Consider the following 22,834-nt stretch of genomic DNA (forward strand, 5'->3'; position numbering starts at 1 on the left):
TTTCCAACGTCTAACTATTGATTGAACTATTTTCCTAGGAGTGGTAGGGGTCATGAGATGGAAGCGAAAAGAATGGACTGTCATCGTAGTTGCCGGAGTGTTGCTGATTGGCGCACTTGCGAGTTGGAGCCTGCTGCCCAGGGATCGGGAAGCGGCGGTCATCGAGACTACTCCTTCGCCACAGCCTACTAGTACAGTGACTCCCATGCCTCATATGGCTTCTCCTTCTTCTTCGCCAACGCCAACACCGTCGTCACAGCCAACTCCATCGCCGGCCAAGTCGGTCGTTGATACATTAGTTTTCAATGCAATTGCTTCTATCCGCGTACTTGAATCCACAAGTATCGACTTTACCGGGCAACAAACACCTATCTTTTCCGGCCCCAGGCCCTTATTCATGCTGTCCTCCACTCCTTATATGCCGCTCACACGAGAAGAAATAGCTCAGCTCCCGTCACAAATCTCAATCGTAAGCAGCCGCACCAAACAATCCGTCCGATTCACCATTAACAACGAAATCTCCCCTAATCAGAACGTAACTGACGGTACCCTCAGACTTCAACTGCAGGATACGCCAAAGGAAGATTTGATTGTACGCCTCGTTGCCTCCAACGGATTGGAAAAAGCGATCTCATTTCAATATGTCGAAAAGCTAAATCTAACCGTCACGTCTGAGGACGACCCTTCCATCGTAGAGTATATCGCGACTTGGAGCCAGGGCATCTACAAGACGCATTATGTTGCGCCGGGCAAGCGGTATACGTATCATTTCGACTTCTCGCATCCTATGGATCGATCAGGGTTCGAGAGTAAGCTGAAAAGGATGTATCCCGGTGGCATGCCTTCAGAAGCCGCCTGGACATGGGAAAATGATCGCAGAGTAAACTTGACGCTGGATTACACGCAAGCTTCCGCTAAAGCCTACACCTTCGAGTTGTATGGCATTCAAGCCCAGAACCGCACGGTTTTCGCCGGGATCGGCACACTTCGTATCGAACCGTCGCCTCCTCAAGCCCTGTATCGAATTGACATCCCGACCAGGAAGAAGGACCGTTTGTTCGTGCCGGGGATTCACTTTCACAGACTGGAGTCGATCGCCCCCGGTGGAAACTATGCAATGGCAGTGGAAGACGGCTCCAACGAAATGCGCGGTTTGGACGGTTACTCCGTAATCGAGATGAATGGCCGCACCGTCGCCTCCTATGGGATGGATCGCGTCAGAGCTCATTATTGGAATGCCGAGGGCACTGCTCTCCTGTTCTGGAAAGACGATCAAGTCCTTGTAGATGATCTGAAGAGCGGTACAACGAAGGTCATCTGGACCCCGCCTGCCGCAGGGAGCAACTCCCGAATCGTGTCACTGGATGCGGACGAATCGTGGAGCCGGATAATAATCGGTTGGGGAACTCACGACGAGAACGGGAAGTTCACATATGATCTTCATGTGCTCACAGGCGTCGAAGATACACTGCCTTTCGTCATTCCGAGCGCAGGCAGCTTCTCTTGTTACGAAGGACCGTGCCTGGCACACGGCGTGCGTACTATTATCGGCAGCTCGCTGGACTTGCAAGTGGATAGCGGTTCCGGACTGTCCACCACACGATTCGACTTAGCGACCGGTGCAAGACAAGAGCTGGGAACGACTCCACGAATAGCTCCGCAAGGCGGCGCAGTCAGCCGTAGCATTCGGCTTGAGAACGGTCAGATACTGCTTCTTGAGAAGCTCGCCTCCTCGGAGACGGCGGAACGCTGGGTGATGTTCGACCCGCAGACCAACCAGTACACCGCGTTGATGGAAACGTCGCTCGGTTTGATCAGGAATTGGGATCCGCTCTTGGAGCTCGGGAACAGCCAATTTCTTGTTCGCCAGGCCAATCGAAGCTGGTCAATCGTCGATACGAACAGCAAACAAGTGTCTCCGTTCGAGTTGATCCCTAAGGATGTAGACCAGGTTACAAAGCTGGACCATGCATTATACTTTTTCGGCGACGCAAATTGAGATTCCCCTGACCCGAAGTCTAGTGCCAATCACCGACCTAAGACCGGCTCTTCCCGCTGCAAGAAAGTATAAACTAGAATCTATAAGCTATTTATCAGGGAGGCTGCAATCGATGGCGGGGCGTGAGCGAAGAAAGAGGAATGGCGGGCTACTAGGAGTCGCCTTATTGGCGATACTGGTTGGTTTGTTTCTCGGGGTTCAATACTTCGGGATGGGGGCAACCAACGCCGAGTTCGTGAAACAGAAGTTGATATCCGTCAATCTTGACTCGATGTGGTATGTCATGTTGTATGTCCACATTGTGGGTAGTATGGCGGCTCTATTGCTGGGTTGGGTACAGTTCATTCAGCGGTTGCGCCTGCGCAATCCAGCAATGCATCGCTTGATTGGTAAAATCTACACGGTAGGCGTTGCGCTTGGCGCGTTGTCCGGATTGTACTTGGCTTTCTATGCCGAGGGAGGCGTGGTGTCTACGCTTGGGTTTGTCGGGTTGTCGCTTGCCTGGGCGTATACGTTAGTATTAGGCTTGCGCTCAATCGTTGTTGAGCGGGACCGGAAGGCGCACGGAGAATGGATGCTGCGCAACTACGCACTGACCTTCGCGGCTGTCATGCTGCGGATTTATTTGCCGGTGTCGATGGTGATATTCGGTGAAGAGCATTTCGACACTTACTATCGCATGATCGCTTGGTTGTGCTGGGTGCCTAATTTGTTTTTCGCGCAGCTGCTTATCGGCAGACGACGGCGTGTCAGCTTTTCGAAGAGAAGAGCGCTATAGGGGTTGCCGCTCTTTCTCCAGAATGCCGCTCAGCTTGACCTGCTCGATCATATGCCCGATATTGCCTTCCCCACCGTATAGCGTCATGTCGAAGAAGTCTGGCGTCAGCTCCGACCAATACAACTCGTTCTCATCACCTGAAACGACAACGTCCCGCTTTAGCCTACCTACATATACTTCCACATAGCAAGGGTGAAAATAGTACTTGAAATCCATTAAGTGGTACAGAACAATATCTGCGTATGTAATTCCGGTTTCTTCCTCTAGCTCTCGATATGCCGCTTCGATACCAGGCTCGCCGATTTCAATTTTTCCGCCGACCAGATTACTCAAGCCTTTGTACGGATTCTTTCTGCGGATGCACATAAGCAGGCGGTCCATTTCTTTGTTGTAAACCATTACTACGTTATAACCTTGCATTGTCGAATGCGCCTCCTCTTAGGTGAACACTCCGTACGCCTTTACTATCAATTCCTGCAAAGTCGACGCAATCCGCTCCCGCAGCTCCCCATTCGGAAACACGTGCGCATGCAGGAAAGCATCCGTATTGCCGTAAATCGAATAGTTCATGCGGCGAGGCTTCACAACGGCTTGTACGGCGTCGCCCAATAGACTCATATCGAACAAATAATCGGCGCGCGCCTGATACGACAGCTCCTCTAAAGACCCAACTCAGCAATCGATCGCCCGGACAGCCTCTTCACAATCATGCCCGCCAAACCTTCACCTTCCACTTGGTCCACTCCGAAAAATTTCGGTGTCGTCTTGGTCAGCACGTGACGGAGCCTCAACTTGTCCAGCTCGCTTGGCGGGATCCCGTCGATGTAGGGCTGCACCGGTTCATCCAACTCAAGCCCGGAATGCTATCATCGAAAACGATATTTCAAAGCTCGATAGCGGTAACATTCTGCATCTACGTCTAAGTGCAGAACTTTTGGTAAAAAATGCAGGAATAGAGAGGATGTCAACGAATAAGTAACGTCCGTTTCCCCTCGCGACCATCCCGCTTCTCCGATGCCGGACGATGCTCCTGTAATCAATGCGGTTGTTCTCTTCTCGCTCCTCAGTCTCCCATCTGTCTGCTAGCTGTTCGCCGATATCTAATCGATAATGCCTATGAGTCCCAATGTAAAGTTTGTCCCCGTACAATCCGGGCGGTCGCCATGTACGACCTCGAGCTCCAGTGAATGCTCCCCCGGATCCAGATCATCGGCTACTAGGAACAAACGAAACCAGCCGTCATTCCCGCACCAGGCCGGTCGATCTCGCTCCGACAGCTTCCACTCGCCGCCATCCAAGCGATAACGGAACTCCGCCGACTGCTTGCCGAAATCGAAGCCAAGCGTCACCCCGCGGCCGCGAAACGAAAACGAAAGCTTCGCCCCGACCGCAGATGTATAGATCGCTTGATCGATCCACGTATGCTTGAGATACCGCCGAATCGTCCATGGCCCCTCCAGCTTTACCGCGTCAAAAGGAAGCTTCCAAGCGTTCCCCCAGTGAAGCGGGTCAAGCGGCTCAGGCAGCAGAGACGGCAGCTCCCCGGCACCGTCAAGCGGCATCGCAAGCTCCCGCTTCAGCAGCTCAATTACGCTCTGCGCATAGCTGTAGGAGCCTCGCTCCGTCGGGTGCAGCCCGTCCGGCAGCCATTCCTCCCAGCGCAGCCGGCCTAACCGAACTTCATCGAACGCATGTTTACCCATCCACACCGAGTTAAGCCCGTAATGGTCGGCCAACCGTTCGAACTCCTCGACGGAAGCCGGCATACGTCCTTCCGCCATGTCCTTGTACATGACCTGAATGTATGTATAAGCCAATGCCACATCGCAGGTGCCAGAGGCGAGCAGCTTGCGCAGCAAGCCTTCCCGGGTTTTCATCCGCTTCGCGGTAGGTTCGCCTGAATCGTTCACCGCATACTCCACGAAGACAATGTCGCATCCCCTAGAAATCAAATCCCGCTCCGCCCGGAAAACCGCCAAATCGCTGCCTGTTGCGCCGATCGCCGCATTTTCCACAGTAATCCTCACATGCGGGTACTGCTCGCACAGCCAAGCGAGGACCGGCTCCGGCCATTTATACGGCGACCGTCCATCTGTAATCGAGCCCCCGATGAACCCGATGGTCAAGCTGCCTCGCTCCAACGCGTTGCGCATATTCACCAAACGGCCGCGCACATTCCAAACTCCTTCAAAACTCATCTCACTCACCGCTCCTTTTCGTCAACACAGCTTTAGCAATCTGCCCTACAATAATATCCTCTATCTCCGGAACGAAAGGCCCGTGCAGCCCGAAAAAAAAGTTGCAGGTCGCCTCGTATCCGCCTTCATGGATCATTTGAGCGGTGGGCACATAGCAGAAAACCCCATTCGTATAGCCCAACACGAGCGTCTGCCCGTTGCCGAACAGGTTCTTAATCATAAGCCCATACTGCGTCGACACTTCACCTTCCATCCCAATGATGCGCGTCTCGTCGTCCAACTGCCAGATGTTGATGTAGTACGGGAGCCGATCCTTGATCGAGCCGTCCTGGATCGCCTGAATGGTGCGTTCCGCGGACTTCTGATAAAATTCGCCTCCGGCCGAGTCGTTCATGATGCGCTCATAGTAGCCGTTTGGCAGCCTCTCGGTATAGAGCTGCGGATCGAGCAGCTGCGACCGGAAGCCGTCGCTCCGCACAGGGGTAAACTCGCCGTGCTCCAGAAGGGCCGCGACCTCATTCGCCAGATCGACCCCGGCCTCCTCCATTTCCTCATAGCTGCATGCCTTGAATGAGTCTCCAACCGCTCCTTTCATCGGCTTGATCTCGCCCCCGCAGCCTTGCAAGAACAACGCCGCTGCACCTGGGTATGCTTCCTCCAGCCAACTGGACGTTTTGCCGGCAAAATCATTGGAGAACAAATACTGCGCTCCCATCGCCGTCGTGTGGCAGCCGTAGTTGTACAGGATCGCTTTCAGCCGTTCCTCCGAATCTACCAGCTTGAGCACGAATAAGTCCCGATCGATTACACCCTCGTAATAAGGCTTCCAATCCACACTGCCTTGATCGTTCGGACGCCGGCGGCTAACCCCGAAATTCGAATCGGCCCTCGCCAGCAGCAGTTGTCCTTCCACCAAATTGGCATAGCAGTCACGAACCATTTCTAACAAGGCACCTTCCAACCGATCATAAAACAGCTCATCCTCGGTATAGTCCAGCTCATCCTCGTGCGACGGCCATTGCGTCTGACCCATGCTGTAGCCGCCGCGGCGAAGCGAAGGATCGCGTCCCGTCAGGAAGACGGAGTGATGCGTATGCGAGTAGTTGATCATGACATCGGCGTGATGCAGCCCGAAATGCTCCTGGAGGGCATTCTTGATACCTACTGTAAAGCTGCGGTCTGAACCTAGCGAATCTATGGTTACAAGGAGAAGCGACTTCCCGGAATCCGATTGGAGGAGCACCGCTTTCATGAAGAGCGGATCGTGCATGCCCTCGGATTTGTGGTCTCGTTTGCCGTAGCCGTGCATGAAGACGGGTTTGTCGGGCGTGATGTTCGTTTGAGCGGTGCTGAATCGCATGGCGGTGGTCTCCTCTGCTAGTTGGATTGCGGCGGCTAAGACCGCTTGAAGGTTTGATCGAATGCTTCTTGCGAGCCTCGGAACACGTTCATATCTACATATGCGTCGATGCCGGGGACATGCCCTCGGTTGCCATATTGCCAGAACGCCCAGTCTCGGCCGTCCTTCAAATTAGGATGCTTCAGCACATCTCGAATCCAGATCTCATGATCCTCGAAGGAACCGGAAACATATTGGTCATATGTAGCGTATGTGACGTAAAGGATCGGCTTCCGTTGGTAATGCCGCTCCAGGGTTTGGCTAAGGGCGATCAGCTCGCTGCGGATCGTGTCCACATTGCGGTTCAGGTCGATTTCAATATCGATGACCGGCGGCAGATTGCTAGAGTCCTTAGGCACGATCTCGATGTACTTCTGCGCCTGCTCCGCCCCCGAGCTTCTAGTGGAGAAAAAATGATAAGCCCCCGTAAGAAAGCCGCTAGCCTTGGCCTTATTCCAGTTGCTGCTGAACTTGAAATCTATGAAATCATGCCCTTCCGTAGCTTTGATATAGACAAATTGGAAGTCGGTGCTCGTCCGGAGCCGCTGCCAATCGATATCGCCCTGGTAGTGCGACACGTCGAGTCCGCGAACCTCGTAAGGCTTGGCGAACCAGCTCGTATGCCAGATATAGCCTTTGAATTCCAGAAGCGCCAGCAAGACTATTAACGTCCCTCTCAGCAAAATAAGCAAAACCGCTATTTTCCTCAACGCATGCTCCACTCCCGGCTCCCAAGCTACTTTCACTTTTTGCTCCCCAGCCGAACGAGCCAGTACACCAGCAGTAAGGCAATCCCAGCCGCGAGAAGACTGATTATCGCCGAAGTCCATACAAAAGTCATGTCGCCGCACCTCCGCGTTCCCTTATGGGGTTAGTTCCTTCCGATAAGTCAGCACACGCGACTTGGTGATCATTTCCTCATACTCATCCTCCGCCGTCGAATCCCAAATGACGCCGCCGCCAACTCCGTACTCCGCCTGCTGCCGCTCCCGATCCACGAGTACCGTCCGAATCGCCACATTAAAAGTCATGCCTTCGCCCGGGACGGCAAGCCCGATTGAGCCGCAGTAAATGTGCCGGGGCTCTCGCTCCAAGGAGGCGATCAGCTGCATTGTGGAAATTTTCGGCGCCCCCGTGATTGATCCGCAAGGAAACATCGCCTCGAACACTTCGAATAGTGTAACTCCGGGTTTCGTCTCCGCTTCTACAGTCGAAGTCATTTGGAATAGCGTCGGATACTCCTCGACCTCGAACAGCTTGGGCACTTGCACGGACCCCGTGGTCGCCACCCGGCTCATGTCGTTCCGCAGCAGGTCGACGATCATGACGTTTTCCGTGCGGTTTTTCTCGGATGCGAGCAGCGCTTCCCGGTTCTCGGACTTCGGCAGCGTCCCCTTCATCGGCTTCGTCCGGATGCGTTCCCCATCCCAGTGGAAAAAAAGCTCCGGCGACACCGACAGGATACGATAGCGGCCTAAATCGAGATAGGCGGAGTAAGCGCCTTGCTGCACCTCGCGAAGCTCCTCATAATAGGCGAGGTCATTGCCGTCGAATGCCGCCCGCAGCCGGGTCGTGTAGTTGACTTGATACGTCTCTCCCCTGGCGATCGCCTCGTGGATGCTATGGATGTGAGAGGCGTACGTGGTGCGGTCGGTGTTATTTTGCCATTCGGTAGCGGTGAAGGTTGCCGGTGCTGATGGTGATGGTGATGGTGCTATTGGTGATAGTGCTAGTGCAGGTGCTTCTGTTAACGCTGGTGCTGTTGATATGGCTCGTGCGGAAGTTTCTGCTGACTTTGGTGCTGGTGCGATTGGTTCTGTTGACTCTGATGCGGACGCTTCTGTTAACGCTGGTGCCGATGCCGAAGCGTGCTCCTCTATCGGGCTCTCATACGCCGCGAACCAGACGAGCGGAAACGAAGGATCGGGATCGCACACCACGTAATGGTCGTCAAAAGCAGGCGCACACTCATAAGACACAAACCCGGCCACGTACAGCTGATCGCGGATCGCCACCTGCGCCTGCTCGAAAATAGGCTTTACTTCATCAAGGCGGCTCGTCTGCCATACATGCAGCGGCTTCTCGAAGCGCAACCGTTTATGGTGAAAGTCGATAATAACCGTCGGCTCATGCTCATGCTCATGTTCATTTTCGTGCTCATTTTTGTGTTCGTTTTCGTGTTCATTTCCATGTTCTTGCAAGTCCACTGAATCACGCACCGCATCTTTCTGTCCGCCGAAAAAATAACGTTATGAAATCACCTTATTCCCTCAAAACTCCCGCTCAGCTGCGAAATAGCGTTATGAAAACACCTTATTTTGCTCAAAGGCACGCGGAAACTCGGGTTAGGCGACCAATAGCGTTATGCCATCGTCTTATTTTTGTGCAAAAGGGGAGTTTGGGCGAAATAACATTACGGCATCACCTTATTCCATGGGGGCGCCAAGCAACCTGTTCCTGTTCAATATTCGCGATCGCTACACCAAGGTCCCTGCCGCTCATGCAGCAAAGGCCGCCGTTCCCCTCGGCTCGGCAGCCTTTATGTTAGTTTTCAGGTGAAGTGATCATAATCAAATCGGACAGATTAAGAACAGCCTTCACTTCTATTAATAGATCGAGACTTATTAGAACAGATTGCCCTTGGTAAGCGAGAGTATTTACAGTTTGAAGCATTCCGTCGATAAGTTCAATTTTCATGACGGATAACTCCTCGCAACCCTCTCAGGTTCCGAACCTCAATCTTCAATTCATCATTAGTGGTGTGAGAGACAATAATCCCCTCTTTTGAACGAATCAGCTCCTCCGTTGCTTCTCTAGGATCCTGAATCGCTCTGATTAAAGCAACCTCATCAACGATCTTCGTATTTCCTTCCATATGGGAGGCGAGAATTTGTAGCTTTACGTACTGGGAAGGATAGATTTTGCGAACCTCATCCCACTGCACAATTAACACCTCCGATTACTCTAATACCTCCATTATACCAAATTTATTCCTAGTTCAGCAGCATTGCACGCGTCTCTATGTTCACTTTTTCTTACGATACCCCTCCTCTGCGCATTGCAATTCCGACCCGGTACAATTATTGTTATAGCATGAATTCCGACTAAGGGTGAACGAACGAATATGTATGATTTTATCACGATCGGCTCGGGTGTGAGCAGTATTTTTATGGCATATGCGATGCGGAATAGCGGGAGGTCCGTCCTGATCCTTGAAAAAGGGAAGCCGCTCGAGGCGCGAAGCTGCCCGCTGGATCGGGGCGAAAGCTGCGACTGCGAAGCCTGCGACAAGTTTTTCGGATTTGCCGGCTTGGGGAAATCGGAAGGGAAGTTCAACTATACGAGCGACTTCGGCGGGGAGCTGGAGCACAAACTCGGCAAAAAGCGGCTGCATGAGCTGATGCGCGAGGTGGATGATATTTTGTGTTCTTACGGCGGGGACGCGGTGGACATGTATTCGACGGTAAACCCTCAGCTGGCGCGAAAAGCGGAGCAAAGCGGACTAAAGCTGCTTTCGACCGAGGTGCGGCACCTGGGCAGCACGCTGTCCTCAGCCATTTTCCAGAGGATCTATGAGGAAATCGTCGCTAGCGACTCTATTCAGCTGCAATTTCAAGTGGACGTCCAGACGATCCAAAAAGACGCAGATGGCTTCTTCACCGTGCATACCTCACAAGGTTCCGTGCGTGCCCGACAAATCGCAATAGCTACAGGGCGATCCGGAACGGACTGGCTGAACCGGCAGGCTGCAGAGCTCGGCGTGCGCCAAGGGAAAACCCGACTGGATCTAGGCTTCCGCGTCGAAATGAAGGAGCAGCAGCTGCGCGCCATTTTGCAGAACACTTTCGAAACGAAGCTCTCTTACGCCGACGAGAATACAGTTTCCACAACCTATTGCATGAACCCGCGGGGGAGCATCATCCGCAAATACCAGGAAGGGCTCGTCATGCCGGACGGGCAAAATTTTCGGGAACGCCAAGACGGAACAACAGCCAATTTGAACTTTACTTTGTTCACACCGGCTTATTTCTCCACCTTGGAGGAGGCGAACCAACTGGCCCGGCAAGTGATCGGCGGCATTAACCGCGGCGGGGAGCGCATCGTGGTGCAGCGACTGGAGGATCTACGGCGAGGACGGCCGACCACGACGGAGCAGCTCACCGGGAATCGGATTCAACCGACGCTGCACGCTGATGCCGGATATCTCCCAGAGGAAATACCGGCGCCATACATCCCCATCCTCCTCCGATTTTTGGAGCGACTGGAGCATTTCCTGGAGGAGCCGCTCGACGAGGATACGCTTCTCTACGGAATGGACGGCAAGTTTTACGCCCCGGTGCTCGAGACCGACGAACGGTTCCAGACGGCCGTGCCCGGCTTTTACCTCATCGGCGACTGCTCCGGCGTTACGCATTCGTTGTCTCAAGCGGCAGCATGCGGTCTTTATTTAGGCAAGCTCTTATCTTCGGATTCGGAACGCACTTGACGCCTTATTCTCTTATGCCCGACCGGTAAATTCAGCACGACCATCCCGGCTGTGAACAGCGTCGCTCCTCCGACGATGTACGTCGTAATCGGGTCCCGGTAGATGAGGAAGCTCCATAAGATCGCGAACAGCACTGAGCTGTTGCTCAAGATGACGGCGACCGAGAACGGCACCTTGGCTAGTCCGAGCGAGAACCAATAAAAGCTGATGCCGGTAATGAGTCCCAGCAACACCAAGGCGCCGACCGAACTGATGCTGGCATTGCCATGGAATTCGAATTGCCAGGGAAGCGGCACCATCATAACGAGAGACGCCCAGAAAAACACGGAGAAATTCATCTCGCCTGGCTCCATATCTTTGGCGAGCAAGTTCTGACTCAGCACATGGAATGTAGCGCCGACTCCCGAGATCAGGAAAATCAGCGTCGTGAGCGAATCCGCGCCGAACAAGTCGCCGAGCGGCTTCCCGTTCCAACTGATGACGAACACCCCGGCTACGCACATGGCGGCGGCGATGCGGCCCCGGACCGATATTCGTTCCTTCAGCAGGAAATACGAGACAAGCAGCAAAAGGACGGTCGAAACCGGCGAAACGAGAATATAGCCGTATGAATAGCCGATGGACAGCCCTATGTTTTCTAAATAATTGTTGAGCGCCTTCCCTAGAGCCCCGAGCCAAATCCAGCGCAAGCGGAATTGCAGCCGAAGCCCTTTCCCTTTAAGCAGCAGAAAAAGGCCAAGAAACACGACGCCGATCGAAAAGCGGGCGAACGTAATCGTCGTACTGTCCACCATCGTAGACGCCGCCTTCACCAAGATGCCGACGAAGCTCCAGGACAAGGTCGCCAGCAATAAAAACAAATATCCCATGAAGCGCACCTCAGCTCTCTACAGTAAGAATGGTTACGTCCGACGATACGCTTTCTCATGAAACCGCGTGATGCTGCGGAATAGCTGCTTGCCGTCCTCCGGCAGTCGGTCCTTGATGTCATCGAAATGGAACACCATAGCCTGATAAGGCTCGGGCACCCAGATGTACTTGTGGACATAGGAGGTCAGTACGAATCCGTTCTTCTCCCAGAAGTGGATACGGCGTCGGTTTTCCTCCGTCGGCTCGCATTCGACCTCCACGATAATGCCTCGGCAATCGCACGATTCCCGTGCCCATAGCTTGATCCGGTTCAGCAGTTGACGGCCGGCGCCTTCGCCGCGCGCGTCCTTCCGTACTGCGATATAATCGATCAGCACCGCGCCGGCTTGACGATCGATGCCCGTCAGCGCCATTCCCACGAGCTCTCCATCGCGACGCCATAACATGTGCAGCTGACACAGCCGCCGTTCGAACATGCGTTGAATGATGGCTCGGCTTTTTTTGCCATCCAGCGGGAACGCTTCCTCGTAGATACGCTCCGCCGCGTCCCACAGCGCTTCCTCCCACTCGTCCGTTACCCGATAGTTCCAATCATCCACAGCAACCGTTCCCCGCTTTCCGCGTCTTGAGCGTTACGTGCCGCAGTAGGTGCGGTACCGGCATGACGACGGCTCGGGCAAGATCGCGAATTCCTCTTGCTCCGTGGAATACGCATATGGATCCTCGAGCACGGCTAGCAATCGATGCAGCACACTAAAGTCCCCTTGCTGCTCAGCGGCCTCCAGCGCTTCTTCCACCCGATGATTGCGCGCGATGATAGCCGGGTTGCTGCGTTGCATCAAGCGGCGTACTTCTTCCGGGGCAGCGGCCTGACGAGCCAACCTAGCTTGCCACTTCTCACGCCAGGCGTGGAAGTCGGCCGTATTTGGCAAGGCGGGCGATGGTGATGGCGTTTCGCTTGCTCCAATCCCCATCGTCAGCGCTCGAAACGTATTCGTATAGTCCGCACCGGACTTCTGCATCTCACTCAATAACTCCTCAACCAGCGACTCGTCTTCCTGCTCTTCGTTGAACAATCCCAGCTTCGCCCGCATGCCTGCTAGTCGGAAACTTCGGTACTGCTCGGCGAACGCTCCCAGCGCGTCCTCGGCCAGTTGGATCGCCCGATCCTCGTGCTCGTCCAGTAGCGGCAGCAAAGCTTCCGCGAGCCGCGCCAAATTCCAAGCCGCGATCGGCGGCTGGTTGCCGTACGCGTAGCGACCGCGCGAGTCGATCGAGCTGAACACGGTCCCCGGATCGTAAGCGTCCATGAACGCGCATGGGCCGTAGTCGATCGTCTCGCCGCTCAGCGTCATGTTGTCGGTGTTCATCACGCCATGGATAAAGCCGACGAGCATCCACTTGGCGATCAACTGCGCCTGGCGGCGGATGACGCCCTGCAGCAGCGCGAGGTAGCGGTTGTCCGCCTGCAGCGCGTCCGAATAGTGCCGCTGCAGCGTGTAGTCCGCCAGCGCGCGCAGGTCTTCCGGCGCTCCCCAACGCGCCGCGAACTGGAACGTGCCGACGCGGATATGGCTGGACGCGATGCGGGTCAAGATCGCGCCGGGCAGATGCGTCTCGCGGATGACCGGCTGCCCGGTCGACACGACAGCCAGGCTGCGTGTCGTCGGGATGCCGAGGCCGTGCATCGCCTCGCTGATAATGTATTCGCGCAGCATCGGACCGAGCGCCGCCCGGCCGTCGCCGCCCCGCGAATAAGGGGTGCGTCCCGGTCCCTTGAGCTGGACGTCGAGCCGCTCGCCCTGCGGCGTAATCTGCTCCCCGAGCAGGATCGCCCGGCCGTCGCCCAGCATCGTGAAGCCGCCGAACTGATGCCCCGCATAAGCCTGGGCGATCGGCAAGGCGCCTTCGGGCAGGCCGTTGCCCGCCAGCTCCTCTACGCGCTCCACAGTGCGGAGCGCATCCGCATTCAACCCCAGCGCCGCTGCCAAACGGTCGTTGAGCACGACAAGCTCCGGCGCCCGCACTGGAGTAGGGTTCAACGGCGAGAACAAAACATGAGGCAGTCTCGCATAGCTATTATCAAAGTTCCAGCCAACATCCTGGATGGATCGATTCTCGTTCATATTGTGCATCTCCCGCTATCGTTCGACATTCGTTCATTCGACTAGTATACCCCTCCGCCGACTAGAAAAAAAGACCGTCGCCCCCATCTCATGGGTTTTCGACAGTCTTGGCTCCTGCGCTCTAAATAACTTTCGTCGTCCACGACTCGCAATTCCAAGTCTCAGTCACGACCTCGCGATAAAATTCAGGTTCGTGGGAGATGAGCAGAATGCTGCCCTTGTAAGCTTTCAGCGCACGCTTCAGCTCGTCCTTCGCATCGACGTCCAAGTGATTCGTAGGCTCGTCGAGCACGAGCAGGTTCGTCTCGCGGTTGATCAGCTTGCACAGCCGCACCTTGGCTTTCTCGCCGCCGCTCAGCACGGCGATCTTGCTCTCGATGTGCTTCGTCGTCAGTCCGCACTTGGCGAGCGCCGCACGCACCTCGAATTGGTTGAACGAAGGGAACTCGTTCCACACTTCCTCGATGCAGGTGTTGTAGTTGTCGCCCTTCATCTCCTGCTCGAAGTAGCCGACATACTGGTACTCCCCGCGCTCGACCGAGCCGGAGATGGCTTGAATTTCACCGAGGATGCTGCGCAGGAGCGTCGTTTTCCCGATGCCGTTCGCCCCGACGAGCGCGATCTTCTGTCCGCGCTCCATCCGCAGATTGAGCGGTCTGGACAGCGGCGAATCGTAGCCGATGACGAGCTCCTTCGCCTCGAAGATCAGCTTGCCCGACGCTCGGGCATCCTTGAACTGGAACTGCGGCTTCGGCTTCTCCTTAGCCAGCTCGATCACATCCATCTTGTCGAGCTTCTTCTGTCTGGACATCGCCATGTTCCGCGTCGCCACGCTAGCCTTGTTCCGCGCCACGAAATCCTTCAGATCGGCGATTTCCTGCTGCTGGCGCTTGAAGGCCGACTCCAGCTGCGTTTTCTTCATTTCATAGACGGATTGGAAGTGGTCATAGTCGCCTACATAGCGATTCAGCTCTTGATTTTCCATATGGTAGATCAAGTTGATGACGCTGTTCAGGAACGGGATGTCATGGGAGATCAGAATGAAGGCATTCTCGTATTCCTGCAGGTACCGCTTCAGCCATTCGATATGCGTCTCGTCGAGGTAGTTCGTAGGCTCGTCCAGCAGCAAAATGTCCGGCTTCTCCAGCAGCAGCTTGGCGAGCAGCACCTTGGTCCGCTGGCCGCCGCTCAAGTCGTTCACGTCTTTATCCAGCCCGATATCGGTCAGACCCAAGCCGCGGGCCGTCTCGTCGATTTTGGCGTCGATCATATAGAAATCCTGGTTCGTCAGCGTATCCTGAATCGTGCCGACATCCTCCAGCAGCTGCTCGAGCTCCTTCTCCGACACGTCGCCCATCCGGCCGTACATGTCGTTCATCTCTTGCTCCAGGTCGAACAAGTATTGGAAGGCGCCCTTCAGGACGTCCCGCATCGACATCCCTTTGCTCAGCATCGCATGCTGATCGAGGTAGCCTACGCGCATCCGTCTGGACCAGACGACTTTGCCTTCATCCGGTTGAAGCTTGCCGGTAATGATGTTCATGAATGTCGATTTGCCTTCGCCGTTGGCGCCGATGAGGCCGATATGCTCGCCTTTCAGCAAGCGGAACGACACGTCCCGGAAGATCGCCCGATCCCCGAAGCCGTGGCTTAATTTTTCTACGTTTAAAATGCTCATGCCTGGACAACACCTTTTCCTTCAATATGTTCTCGTCCTATTATACGGTTCCGGCGGAAACATCTCAATCCCGGATTATGTAGCCCTGCTCCAGCTGAGTGGGTTCGAATCCGGCCATATGGCGCTGCTGCCAGCGGATCGGGACGTTGCTGCCCACGAGGACCAGATTGCATGCGGCTGTTTGGTCGCTGCTCGGCAGAACAAACCCTCGTGTGTACGGAAACACTTGGCTCAGCGTCGTAAATACAGCTTGCAGCCATGGATCGTTGTTCGGTTTGCCAGTCACATTCAGGAGGATGGTTCCTTCTGAGGTGAGCTTCTCTTGTGCAAGATGGAAAAATTCGAGCGATAGCAGGTGGGTTGGCGTCCCTCTTTCGTTGAATGCATCAAGGACGATATAGTCTTGGGAGCTCGGGTTCTCTTGCTCTAGCACGGCTCGACCGTCCCCGATGATCACATGCCCGGTTTCGGCCCCGAACCATTTTTCGCTCAACTCCACCACTTCTTGCGACAGCTCCGCCGTTCTGCATCGTTTTTGTTTGAAATGCCCGGCGATCGTCCCGATCCCATGCCCGATTATAAACAAGTCCTCGAAGTCGGGATTGTTCATCTCCATTAAATGAATGATCGCTTGCGGGTATTCCAGTACGATCCGGGACGGTTGATTCAAATCCATCGCACCTTGCACGGCTTCGTCGGCAAAGGCGAGCACGCGGAATTTTCCCCGCTCTCCGTAGAGCTCCTCCGTATCGAACACAGTTACTTTCATCGCCAACTCTCCATCTCCTTGTTAAACTGCCGTCACATAGGCCGATAGACTTAGGTAAAGCGGACAAAATGAAGCGGCCCCATACACCCGTCCATACGTCGACCTTTCTCTCATCATACTGTAATTGTGGAGGTGAGTGAGCCGTCATGGACAATCGCTATGTAGGCATTATACTGAACGATTCGCTGTATCGGCGCATCCCCGCCGGACGCGTACATCATGAATCACTTTCCTGTTACGAGGTAGCCGGACGACTCCATGGTGTCACGCCTTGCTACATTCGCTTGAACGATCTGTATCCGGGGCAGACGAGCGTCATGGCTTATGTCCGGTCGGATCGAGGTTATGTTCGAAAGTCGGTTCCGGTTCCTAAAGTGATCCACAATCGCGGTCTCTACTTCAACTCGAATGCCAAGCTTCGGATCGAGCGGCTGGTCAAAAGCGGCAAACAAATTTTCAACGGCTGGAACCGGTATGGCAAAAAGACGATCCACGATTTGCTGCTGCAGGATGCCGCCATTCGGCCGCATCTGCCGGTAACCGTGACGGCGACGACGCACAACATCCGGCACATGATGACGCAGTACGACTCGCTGATCGTAAAGCCGAACAGCAGCAGCATCGGGCGCGGCATCATGAAGCTGTCTCGGCAGGGCAACCGCTGGGTGCTCGACTACGCGATCACCCGCAGGAGCATGGTGAGGCGGAAGGTGGCGTTCCGCACCGCGCTGCCCGGCGTGCTGGTGCGGCGCATTCGCTCGACCTCGTACTTGGTGCAGCAGTGCTGGCCGCTTGCAACATACCGCGGTCGCCCGTTCGACTTACGCGTCTCCGTGCAGCGCAACGAATCCGGCGCCTGGCACATCTCGGGCATCGCCGTGAAGGTCGCCAAGCCGAATGTGTTCCTGACCAATCTCGCCCAGGGCGGGTCAGTGTACTCCCTCGACAGCGTGCTCGGCGAGTACCCGCATCTGAACCCGGTGGAAACCCGGGCTCGTGTGGAGCAGCTGTCGCTTGCCGTCGCTGAACGGCTCAGCTGCCACTTGCCGCATCTGGCGGATATCGGCCTCGATGTGGGCATCGATGCCAGCGGCATGCCGCTGTTCATCGAGTGCAACGGCCGCGATCTGCGCATTAGCTTCCAGGAGGGCAACCAGCTGAAGGAGTTTCAACAGACGTACAGCAGCCCGATCGGGTACGCCAAGTATTTGTTGTCGAATGGGGGAGAATAGGGAAATAGGGGGCCGCAGCGGAACAGAACGGAACGGGATGGAACGGGATGGAACGGAACTGAAAGAGACGGGACGGGACGGAAAACGGAGAGGACACCTGGGGTGTCTTCTCCGTTTTTGTTTATGGTTGCTTGGCCGGCTAGGTGCCCCTCGTACTCGTGCTTGTGATGTGCAGAAGGAACGCCCGATCTTCCTCGAAGCTAAGGGGCAGCCGCTCCAGTTCCTCGCGGGGAATCCAGGCGATCTCGTAGATGAGGCCGTCCGGGTCTTGAATGACCGCCTCGCCCCCCGTAATTTCTATCTCGAAATAGGTGACAGAGTAGTCGATACCGGCTATCGTTCCCTTCTTCTCCTGGAGCGGTTTCGTAGTCCGGATGCGATAGCCGGTTTCCTCGAACACTTCCCGAATGCAAGTCTGCTCAAGTGTCTCCTCGCCCTCGCGGCCTCCGGAAGGAACAGACCACCGTTTCTCCTCCTCCGGCTTGCCTTGCAGCACCATCAACAAACGGCCTTGCTCGTCCACGCAGACGCCAGCGGCGCCTCTCCATTGATCCATAGCCTGTCCCTCCTGCTCTTCTAGGTGGCGAGCCGATCAGAAAAATTTGTCGTCCTTGTTCGGATCGAGCAACGCCGGGTCGAGCCCGGTAGTTTGCACGGCTTCCTGCTTGAGCGAGGCGGCGCAATCCTTGCACACGTACAGCTTCGTCTGGCCGCTCTTGAGCTTATAGTACTGCGGTTCGCTGGGCGTCACGCGGAATAACTTGCGGCAGGTCATGCAGTTGGCTTCTATCGACATTCGACTCCACCTCCGACGGATTCGCTTTCTCTTCCAGTATAAGTAAAAGGAGTGCGCCTGGCGGAGGAGGAAATGAACAGTATGTGTCGATGTGGGAATCGGTGTCAGAGTTGCAGTAGCTAATCCAGCGGCAACGGTTTGCTATTTTTGTAAGGAGAGCCACTTTGGAGCAAATAAGGGGGTCTCGTCTCGTATCGCTATTTCGGTACGGAGGACGACTCCAGATGCTTGGCGCAGTTGTATAGCTCGCATTGCCATGGCTGATCGGCGTCTGCCTTGGTTAGAATCGTCATTGAGGTATTGTGGAGGTTCGAACTGCTGTCCAGATCCGGCACCAGATGCGCCAGCACGTTGGACAGAATGATACCGTGGCTGACTATCAACACCCTTTTCCCTTTGTATTCCCGAGCGATATCTTCAAGACAGGCGCTCCCTCTGAGCCTCAACTTTTCTGAAGTTTCGATGCCGAGATCGAGCTGCCTCCACCCGGCTCCCCAGCGTTCAATTCGCTCCGCTTCGGTCGTACCGGAAATTTGTCCCCGATCGACTTCCCGCAGCCTTACATCCCATTCTACAATCTCCAGTTGGAGCCGTCGCGCGATGATTTCCGTCGTCTGCCTGGCGCGCATCAAGTCTGAAGAGAGCAAGACATCCCATTTCCAAGGCGTTGCAGCCAGTCTGTCCGCCACTTTCTCAGCTTGCTGAAGCCCCAGCTCATTCAGCGGATTGTGCGAATGCCCTTGAGTTCGGCGCTCGGCATTCCAGTACGTTTCTCCATGCCGAATCAGTGCGATATATGCCATTGGCGCCTCCTCCTAAATCTGCGTATAAATGGCGTACAAGCAGCCGATGTTGAGCGCCAGCAGCAGAGGGATGCCGACTGTGAACGACAGATGCTTCGTCTTGTGCCGCCACAGCTGCATGCCGATCAACACCCCTGCCGCGCCGCCCGCCAAGGCGATCAGGAACAAGCGCTTCTCCGGAATGCGTCGATTTTTGCGCTTGGCCTGTTGCTTGTCATAGCCCATCACCGCGTACCCGGCGAAATTCAACACAATCAAATAGAACACCAATAGCTTCATATCGCGTAACGCTCCCCCAGTTCCCCTCGTTCAATCACAAACCACGGAATTACCTAGGGTCGCGCTGCCTGCCAAATAGGAGCAACCGTCCCCCTCGATTATTGCGGCGTCAAGAAAGCAAACTTCTCCCTCGTAATTCGTCCCTGCAGCGGTTCCCCGTTCACAAACCGGATGAGCTCGTCGATTACCGTCTCGCCAAGCTGCCCCCGCCAGTAGCGAGACATCGCTCCGATATGCGGCGTGCACACGACGTTAGGCAGCCGCAGCAGCGGAGAATCCACCTGCACCGGCTCGGCGTGGAACACGTCCAGCGCGGCGTACAGCCGGCCGCTCTCCAGCTCGTCCAGCAGCGCCTGCTCCTGGACGATCGGGCCGCGCGCCGTGTTGACGAACAGCGCGCCGTCCTGCATGAGCGCGAGCTGCTCGCGCCCGATCATGCCTTGCGTCTTCTCGGTGAGCGTGTTGTGCAGCGAAACGATCGTGCTGCGCCGCAGCAGCTCCTCCAGCCCGCATAGCTGTACGCCGAGGCTGGCGGCCTCTTCCTCCGGGCAATTGCGCGAGCAGAGCAGAATCGTCGCATGGAACGGCTGCAGCAGACGGATGACTTCCCGGGAGATTTCCCCATACCCGATCAAGCCGATCGTTTGTCCATACAAGCCGATGACCGTCTGCTGGTTCACGTCGCGCCACACCCCGCGGCGCATCTGATCCGCGAACCGATTCAGCGTCCAGCCGCCCGCCATCATCAGCGCCATCACGAGCTCGGCCGTCGAGCGGGCCAGCGGCGAATTGGCGTTCACGACAACGGTCTCCGGATCGCGATCGAAAATAACCGGATCGACGATCGGCACCACCGTCCCGGCCGCATGGCCGACGAACCGCAGCCGATCGGCCCGTTCCAGCACTTGCTGCGTCAACTTCGGCGACCGCCATGAAGTGAGCACCGCCTCATACCCGGCGATTCTGTCGGCCAACTGAGCCACAGTCAAGTCGTCGCCAAGCTCCACAAAATCCACTTCCGTGACCCGCTCCAGCCTCCATACCGCTTCCTCCCGAAACACCAATTGACGTAAATCTTCATTCGCAACTGTAATTAAAGTTTTCATTTGGGCCCCTACCTACCTCTCGGAATCGATCTTTCCCCCAAGGGTAGCAGGCCGGAGCTCCGATAACCATGCACTATATTCGAAACCTAGTAACCTTTCTTTGGAACCGGTCCGCCGCTCTCAGCCTTTGCGTCTATACGCGGCAGGCGTGAGGCCCGTCGTTTTTTTGAACATACGGTAAAAATGCGTACTATTGTTGAAGCCGGTCTCCAGCGCGATCCCGTCCACGCCCATGTCGGTCTCCTTCAGCAGCCGCATCGCTTCCCCCAACCGCAGCTCGTTGACATACTCGACGAACGATTTGCCCTTGAACAGCTTGAACATCGTGCTGAAATAGGCTGGCGACATCGTCGCTCGCGCGGCGGCATCCTGCAGCTTGATTTCCTCGCGGAACCGGCTGTGTATGTAGGCGACCGCTTCTTCGAAAAACTTCCTGCTGGCGGCGGCAGCCCCGCCCGTTCCCTGCTTCGCATCCGCGTAGGAAGCATACTCGCGTCCGGTCAGCACAAGCAGCCGCTGCACGGCCGCCTTAATGACGAGCGGATAACCGGCCTCGCGCCGGTCCAGCTCCATCCGAATTTCCGTAATGATCGACTCCACGCGCTGTTGCCCCTCGTAGGTCAGCGTGAGCTGCGGCAGCAGCCGGTCGTTCATGTCCAAGAAAGGCCGAATAAACGCCACATGCACGAAATGCGTCAAATCCCCGTAGCTCTGTATGCTTCCGTCTAGCAGTGCAGGCATAAAGTCGATTTGAACGAGCTCCACATCTTTGTCCGGAAGCAATTCCAGCTGATGCTGCGACATCGGCGGGATGGAGATCAGATCGCCCTTGGCCAGCACCGCCTCGCGTCCGTTCACCCTGTGAAGACAGGTCCCTTTCATAATGTAGCTAATTTGAAAAAACGAATGGGCATGCAGCTTGTTCGCTACTTCCAGCCCTTGCTTGATTTCCACCTTGAAAGGGAACTCGGGATCCGCGAATTCCTGCTCCGTATACAGCACCCTCGATCCCCTCCGCCGCCAGCTTGTCCGTATTCGACTCTTCGAGTCAAGCATACCAGAACGACGGGCAAGGAGCCAACCACCATCGCCTACGCCTCGGACAGCACCAGTTGGAGCGCCTCCAGCAGGCGGTCATTTTCCTCGGACAAGCCGATCGACACCCTCACATGCTCCGGCAGTCCCCAACCGCCTCCATAGCGCACGATTACGCCCGACGCCATTAGCCGCTCATACCGCTGCTTCGCCTCCGGTCCAAGCTCCACCAGGATGAAATTGCTCATGCTCTCGGTAAAAGATACCCCCAACCCCCTAAGTCCCGCATACAATCTGTCGCGTTCCCTCAGCACCAGCTCGCGCGAGCGCCGGACATGCTCCTCGTCCCCTAAAGCCGCAATAGCCGCCGTCTGGGCCAAAGCATTCACATTGAAAGGCTCCTTCACTTGCAAAATCGAACGGATCAGCTCCTGCGGGCCGACCCCGAAGCCAACCCGGATGCCGGCCAGCCCGTATATTTTGGAAAACGTCTGGAGTACTAGCACCGGGTACCCTTCCCGAACGAGCTCCAAGCCGTCCGTATAGTCATCGGCCGACGCAAAGTGCGTATAAGCCGAATCCAAAATAACCAGCACTTGCGGAGGCAAGGCAGCCAATAGCTTGAGGAGATCGGGTTTCGGCATGTAGGTGCCGGTCGGATTGTTGGGCGTGCACAAATAAATCAGCTTGGTCCGGTCGGTTACCGCCGCGGCGATTGAGTTCCAGTCGTATTCGAATCCGGGCTGCAGAGGCACCTTGCGCACGACCGCCCCCATCAGCTGTGCACCGAACTCGTATTCGGTGAACGTGTGCTCAGGTACGATCACTTCGTCGCCGGCTTCCAGATACGCCTCCGAGAGCAAGGTGATCAGCTCGTCGCCGCCGTTTGTCACGATGAGCTGCTCCGGGGCCACGTCGAGCTTGGCGGACAGCGCTTGGCGCAGGTCGAACGCATGCGCGTCCGGATAGCGGTGAAGCTCGCCGAGCGCCATGGTAATGGCGGTAACCGCCAAGGGCGAAGGGCCGAGCGCATTTTCGTTGGAGGCGAGCTTGACGACATCGGTCAGGCCGAGCTCTCGCTGCACCTCCCAGATCGGCTTGCCGGGGGAGTACGGTTTCATTTGGCCGAGCAGGGTACGGGCTTGAACGGTGGATGGGGTGGCGGGTTTCATGACGAATAGCAGCTCCTTTAGCAATTTTTTCTTTATTGCTTTAAATAAATAATACATTGACGCGTTAATGTTGTAAACACCCTTCTCAAGCATCTTCCTTTCTGCTAC

At 55.8% G+C, this 22,834-nt stretch carries 24 protein-coding genes; 4 read left to right on the top strand and 20 right to left on the bottom strand.

What is annotated here, in order from left to right; all coding sequences use genetic code 11:
* Positions 1–52 precede the first annotated feature (52 nt).
* Together PKO02S_RS00405 and PKO02S_RS00410 are read left to right on the top strand one after the other, a co-directional pair.
* Positions 53–1,999, top strand: a complete 1,947-nt coding sequence (locus PKO02S_RS00405; protein ID WP_127578873.1) for a hypothetical protein — start codon at positions 53–55, stop codon at positions 1,997–1,999.
* Between the two features lie 112 nt (positions 2,000–2,111).
* The gene (locus PKO02S_RS00410) at positions 2,112–2,777 is read left to right on the top strand and encodes a DUF2306 domain-containing protein (RefSeq protein ID WP_164821218.1); all 666 of its coding nucleotides are present in this window, start codon (positions 2,112–2,114) and stop codon (positions 2,775–2,777) included.
* On the opposite strand, the gene PKO02S_RS00415 is transcribed toward PKO02S_RS00410, so the two are convergent.
* From PKO02S_RS00415 to PKO02S_RS00445, 8 genes are all read right to left on the bottom strand, one after another.
* Positions 2,772–3,197 (bottom strand): NUDIX hydrolase, encoded by a 426-nt coding sequence (locus PKO02S_RS00415; RefSeq protein WP_127578877.1) that lies wholly within the window; start codon positions 3,195–3,197, stop codon positions 2,772–2,774. The two genes, PKO02S_RS00410 and PKO02S_RS00415, sit on opposite strands and share 6 nt — an antisense overlap.
* An 18-nt stretch (positions 3,198–3,215) precedes the next feature.
* Complete coding sequence (locus PKO02S_RS00420) at positions 3,216–3,404, bottom strand: hypothetical protein (protein ID WP_127578879.1); 189 nt, start codon at positions 3,402–3,404, stop codon at positions 3,216–3,218.
* A gap of 32 nt (positions 3,405–3,436) precedes the next feature.
* Entirely contained in the window at positions 3,437–3,613 is a 177-nt protein-coding gene (locus PKO02S_RS32170; RefSeq protein ID WP_164821219.1) for a hypothetical protein, read from the bottom strand.
* A 264-nt stretch (positions 3,614–3,877) separates the two neighbouring features.
* Positions 3,878–4,975: an SGNH/GDSL hydrolase family protein gene (locus PKO02S_RS00425; RefSeq protein WP_127578881.1), complete on the bottom strand. Its 1,098-nt coding sequence runs from the start codon at positions 4,973–4,975 to the stop codon at positions 3,878–3,880.
* Between the two features lies 1 nt (position 4,976).
* Positions 4,977–6,335 (bottom strand): neutral/alkaline non-lysosomal ceramidase N-terminal domain-containing protein, encoded by a 1,359-nt coding sequence (locus tag PKO02S_RS00430; RefSeq protein WP_127578883.1) that lies wholly within the window; start codon positions 6,333–6,335, stop codon positions 4,977–4,979.
* Positions 6,336–6,370: 35 nt separating this feature from the next.
* Entirely contained in the window at positions 6,371–7,120 is a 750-nt protein-coding gene (locus PKO02S_RS00435; RefSeq protein WP_246066772.1) for a glycoside hydrolase family 25 protein, read from the bottom strand.
* Between the two features lie 117 nt (positions 7,121–7,237).
* Complete coding sequence (pabB, locus tag PKO02S_RS00440; RefSeq protein ID WP_218033899.1) at positions 7,238–8,581, bottom strand: aminodeoxychorismate synthase component I; 1,344 nt, start codon at positions 8,579–8,581, stop codon at positions 7,238–7,240.
* Positions 8,582–9,060: 479 nt separating this feature from the next.
* The gene (locus PKO02S_RS00445; protein ID WP_127578885.1) at positions 9,061–9,318 is read right to left on the bottom strand and encodes a hypothetical protein; all 258 of its coding nucleotides are present in this window, start codon (positions 9,316–9,318) and stop codon (positions 9,061–9,063) included.
* Between the two features lie 180 nt (positions 9,319–9,498).
* On the opposite strand from PKO02S_RS00445, the gene PKO02S_RS00450 reads away from it, so the two are divergent.
* Positions 9,499–10,860: an FAD-binding oxidoreductase/lyase gene (locus PKO02S_RS00450; protein ID WP_127578887.1), complete on the top strand. Its 1,362-nt coding sequence runs from the start codon at positions 9,499–9,501 to the stop codon at positions 10,858–10,860.
* On the opposite strand, the gene PKO02S_RS00455 is transcribed toward PKO02S_RS00450, so the two are convergent.
* From PKO02S_RS00455 to PKO02S_RS00475, 5 genes are all read right to left on the bottom strand, one after another.
* Complete coding sequence (locus tag PKO02S_RS00455) at positions 10,818–11,729, bottom strand: DMT family transporter (protein WP_127578889.1); 912 nt, start codon at positions 11,727–11,729, stop codon at positions 10,818–10,820. The two genes, PKO02S_RS00450 and PKO02S_RS00455, sit on opposite strands and share 43 nt — an antisense overlap.
* 33 nt (positions 11,730–11,762) lie before the next feature.
* Positions 11,763–12,329, bottom strand: coding sequence for a GNAT family N-acetyltransferase (locus PKO02S_RS00460; RefSeq protein ID WP_127578891.1), 567 nt, complete (start codon positions 12,327–12,329; stop codon positions 11,763–11,765).
* A gap of 33 nt (positions 12,330–12,362) precedes the next feature.
* Positions 12,363–13,856 (bottom strand): protein adenylyltransferase SelO, encoded by a 1,494-nt coding sequence (locus PKO02S_RS00465; protein WP_127578893.1) that lies wholly within the window; start codon positions 13,854–13,856, stop codon positions 12,363–12,365.
* 121 nt (positions 13,857–13,977) lie between these two features.
* Entirely contained in the window at positions 13,978–15,534 is a 1,557-nt protein-coding gene (locus PKO02S_RS00470) for an ABC-F family ATP-binding cassette domain-containing protein (RefSeq protein ID WP_127578895.1), read from the bottom strand.
* Between the two features lie 64 nt (positions 15,535–15,598).
* Positions 15,599–16,303, bottom strand: a complete 705-nt coding sequence (locus tag PKO02S_RS00475; protein ID WP_127578897.1) for a spermidine synthase — start codon at positions 16,301–16,303, stop codon at positions 15,599–15,601.
* A 146-nt stretch (positions 16,304–16,449) separates the two neighbouring features.
* Here PKO02S_RS00475 and PKO02S_RS00480 point away from each other — a divergent pair, with 146 nt between their 5' ends.
* On the top strand, positions 16,450–17,535 hold the full coding sequence (locus PKO02S_RS00480) for a YheC/YheD family endospore coat-associated protein (protein ID WP_127578900.1): 1,086 nt from the start codon (positions 16,450–16,452) through the stop codon (positions 17,533–17,535).
* Positions 17,536–17,674: 139 nt separating this feature from the next.
* Here the strand turns inward: PKO02S_RS00480 and PKO02S_RS00485 are convergent, their stop codons facing one another.
* From PKO02S_RS00485 to hisC, 7 genes are all read right to left on the bottom strand, one after another.
* Positions 17,675–18,091: an NUDIX hydrolase gene (locus PKO02S_RS00485; protein ID WP_127578902.1), complete on the bottom strand. Its 417-nt coding sequence runs from the start codon at positions 18,089–18,091 to the stop codon at positions 17,675–17,677.
* Between the two features lie 36 nt (positions 18,092–18,127).
* The gene (locus PKO02S_RS00490; protein ID WP_127578904.1) at positions 18,128–18,331 is read right to left on the bottom strand and encodes a hypothetical protein; all 204 of its coding nucleotides are present in this window, start codon (positions 18,329–18,331) and stop codon (positions 18,128–18,130) included.
* Between the two features lie 197 nt (positions 18,332–18,528).
* Positions 18,529–19,134, bottom strand: coding sequence for a histidine phosphatase family protein (locus tag PKO02S_RS00495; RefSeq protein ID WP_127578906.1), 606 nt, complete (start codon positions 19,132–19,134; stop codon positions 18,529–18,531).
* Between the two features lie 12 nt (positions 19,135–19,146).
* Positions 19,147–19,413: a DUF1294 domain-containing protein gene (locus PKO02S_RS00500; protein ID WP_127578908.1), complete on the bottom strand. Its 267-nt coding sequence runs from the start codon at positions 19,411–19,413 to the stop codon at positions 19,147–19,149.
* Between the two features lie 98 nt (positions 19,414–19,511).
* Positions 19,512–20,519 carry a hydroxyacid dehydrogenase gene (locus PKO02S_RS00505; RefSeq protein WP_127578911.1) on the bottom strand — a complete coding sequence of 336 codons (1,008 nt, stop codon included), beginning with the start codon at positions 20,517–20,519 and terminating at the stop codon, positions 19,512–19,514.
* Positions 20,520–20,639: 120 nt separating this feature from the next.
* The gene (locus tag PKO02S_RS00510; protein WP_164821220.1) at positions 20,640–21,521 is read right to left on the bottom strand and encodes an AraC family transcriptional regulator; all 882 of its coding nucleotides are present in this window, start codon (positions 21,519–21,521) and stop codon (positions 20,640–20,642) included.
* 89 nt (positions 21,522–21,610) lie between these two features.
* Positions 21,611–22,726 (bottom strand): histidinol-phosphate transaminase, encoded by a 1,116-nt coding sequence (gene hisC / locus PKO02S_RS00515; protein WP_127578915.1) that lies wholly within the window; start codon positions 22,724–22,726, stop codon positions 21,611–21,613.
* Positions 22,727–22,834 lie beyond the last annotated feature (108 nt).

It is taken from the genome of Paenibacillus koleovorans NBRC 103111 (assembly GCF_004000845.1).
GTDB classification, from domain to species: Bacteria; Bacillota; Bacilli; order Paenibacillales; family NBRC-103111; genus Paenibacillus_AA; species Paenibacillus_AA koleovorans.

Coding starts and splice junctions, on each gene's coding strand:
- PKO02S_RS00405 (WP_127578873.1), top strand. CDS start 53: ATGAGATGGAAGCGAAAAGAATGGACTGTCATCGTAGTTGCCGGAGTG.
- PKO02S_RS00410 (WP_164821218.1), top strand. CDS start 2,112: ATGGCGGGGCGTGAGCGAAGAAAGAGGAATGGCGGGCTACTAGGAGTC.
- PKO02S_RS00415 (WP_127578877.1), bottom strand. CDS start 3,197: ATGCAAGGTTATAACGTAGTAATGGTTTACAACAAAGAAATGGACCGC.
- PKO02S_RS00425 (WP_127578881.1), bottom strand. CDS start 4,975: ATGAGTTTTGAAGGAGTTTGGAATGTGCGCGGCCGTTTGGTGAATATG.
- PKO02S_RS00430 (WP_127578883.1), bottom strand. CDS start 6,335: ATGCGATTCAGCACCGCTCAAACGAACATCACGCCCGACAAACCCGTC.
- PKO02S_RS00450 (WP_127578887.1), top strand. CDS start 9,499: ATGTATGATTTTATCACGATCGGCTCGGGTGTGAGCAGTATTTTTATG.
- PKO02S_RS00455 (WP_127578889.1), bottom strand. CDS start 11,729: ATGGGATATTTGTTTTTATTGCTGGCGACCTTGTCCTGGAGCTTCGTC.
- PKO02S_RS00465 (WP_127578893.1), bottom strand. CDS start 13,856: ATGAACGAGAATCGATCCATCCAGGATGTTGGCTGGAACTTTGATAAT.
- PKO02S_RS00470 (WP_127578895.1), bottom strand. CDS start 15,534: ATGAGCATTTTAAACGTAGAAAAATTAAGCCACGGCTTCGGGGATCGG.
- PKO02S_RS00475 (WP_127578897.1), bottom strand. CDS start 16,303: ATGAAAGTAACTGTGTTCGATACGGAGGAGCTCTACGGAGAGCGGGGA.
- PKO02S_RS00480 (WP_127578900.1), top strand. CDS start 16,450: ATGGACAATCGCTATGTAGGCATTATACTGAACGATTCGCTGTATCGG.
- PKO02S_RS00485 (WP_127578902.1), bottom strand. CDS start 18,091: ATGGATCAATGGAGAGGCGCCGCTGGCGTCTGCGTGGACGAGCAAGGC.
- PKO02S_RS00490 (WP_127578904.1), bottom strand. CDS start 18,331: ATGTCGATAGAAGCCAACTGCATGACCTGCCGCAAGTTATTCCGCGTG.
- PKO02S_RS00495 (WP_127578906.1), bottom strand. CDS start 19,134: ATGGCATATATCGCACTGATTCGGCATGGAGAAACGTACTGGAATGCC.
- PKO02S_RS00500 (WP_127578908.1), bottom strand. CDS start 19,413: ATGAAGCTATTGGTGTTCTATTTGATTGTGTTGAATTTCGCCGGGTAC.
- PKO02S_RS00505 (WP_127578911.1), bottom strand. CDS start 20,519: ATGAAAACTTTAATTACAGTTGCGAATGAAGATTTACGTCAATTGGTG.
- hisC (WP_127578915.1), bottom strand. CDS start 22,726: ATGAAACCCGCCACCCCATCCACCGTTCAAGCCCGTACCCTGCTCGGC.